Below are 1,624 nucleotides of genomic sequence, written 5' to 3' on the forward strand. Positions count from 1 at the left end.
GAACTCACCACCGCACTCGACAGGTCGGCGAACGGGCGTACCCCGCTGCGCGCCACGGCGGAGCGCCCCGAGCGGCTGCCGCTCTCGCTCGCCCAGCAGCGGCTGTGGTTCCTGCACCAGTTCGAGGGACCGAGCGCCACGTACAACGTTCCCGTGGCCCTCCGGCTGTCCGGTGCCCTCGACGTCGAAGCCCTGCGCCGGGCGCTGGCCGACGTCGTCGCGCGGCACGAGAGCCTGCGGACGGTGTTCGCGGAGGACGCCGAGGGCGCCTACCAGGTGGTCCTCGACGCCGCCCGCGCCACCGAGTCGGAGCTGCAGGTCGTCACCGTCGACACCGACGGCCTGGACGAGGAGCTGCAGCGCGCCACGCGGACACCGTTCGACCTGACGCGCGACCTTCCCTTCCGCGCCTGGCTGTTCGAGCTGGGCAACGAGGACCACGTCCTCCTGGCCGTCGTGCACCACATCGCCGGCGACGCCTGGTCGATGGGACCACTGGCCCGCGACCTGTCGGCGGCCTACGCGGCACGTACGGCCGGCAAGGCCCCGTCGACGGAGCCGCTGCCGGTGCAGTACGCGGACTACAGCCTGTGGCAGCGCGAGCTGCTGGGCTCGGAGGACGACCCCGGCAGCGAGATCTCCCGCCAGCTCGGTTACTGGACCCAGGCCCTGGCCGGGCTGCCGGAGGAACTGACCCTGCCGTTCGACCGGCCGCGCCCGGCCACGGCGACCTACGCGGGCGACCGGGTCACCTTCTCCTTCCCCGACCACCTGCACGAGCGGCTGACCGAGGTCGCCCGCGAGCACCGGGCCAGCGTCTTCATGGTGCTTCAGGCGGCGCTCGCCGGCCTGCTGTCCCGTCTGGGTGCGGGCACCGACATTCCGCTGGGCACGCCGATCGCGGGCCGTACGGATGACGCGCTCGACAACCTGGTCGGCTTCTTCGTCAACACCCTCGTCCTGCGCACGGACACCTCCGGCGATCCGACGTTCGCGGAGCTGATCGAGCGGGTGCGGACCGCGGACCTGGAGGCCTACGCGCACCAGGACCTGCCGTTCGAGCGGCTGGTGGAGGCGGTCAACCCCGAGCGTTCCCTCGCCCGGCACCCCCTCTTCCAGACCATGCTCGTTCTCAACAACACCGAGCAGGGCGCCGCTTCGGCCGTCGCCTCCCTGCCCGGCCTCCAGGTGACGGGCCGGCCCGTGGAAGCAGGCTCAGCCAAGTTCGACCTCTCCTTCCGCCTCTCGGAGAGCGGAGGCGCCCTGGACTTCAGCACCGACCTGTTCGACCGGGAGACCGCGCAGAGCATCGCCGAGCGCTTCGTCCACGTCCTCGTGGCCGTCGCCGAGGATCCGGGCGCGCGGGTGGGTGCGGTGGAGGTGCTCGCTCCGGGTGAGCGGGAGCGGCTGCTGGGGGAATGGAACGGGGTCACGCGTGATGTGCGTGGTGTGTCGTTGCCGGTGCTGTTCGGTGAGCAGGCGGCGCGGACGCCCGACGCGGTGGCGGTGGTGGCTGGTGAGCGGTCGCTGACGTATGCGGAGCTGGATGCCTGGTCGAACCGGGTGGCGCGGTGGCTGATCGCGAGTGGTGTGCGTGCCGAGTCGTTCGTGGGTGTGATGCTGC

Annotated in this window: 1 protein-coding gene; it reads left to right on the forward strand. The window is 71.9% G+C overall.

The genetic code is table 11. The annotated features are described in order from the left end of the window. A partial coding sequence (locus CCN42_RS20325; RefSeq protein WP_143661964.1) for a condensation domain-containing protein occupies window positions 1-1,624 on the forward strand: 1,624 nt, incomplete at both ends.

Origin of the sequence: Streptomyces glaucescens (genome assembly GCF_002154375.1) — a bacterium.
In the GTDB taxonomy this organism is placed as follows: Bacteria; Actinomycetota; Actinomycetes; order Streptomycetales; family Streptomycetaceae; genus Streptomyces; species Streptomyces glaucescens.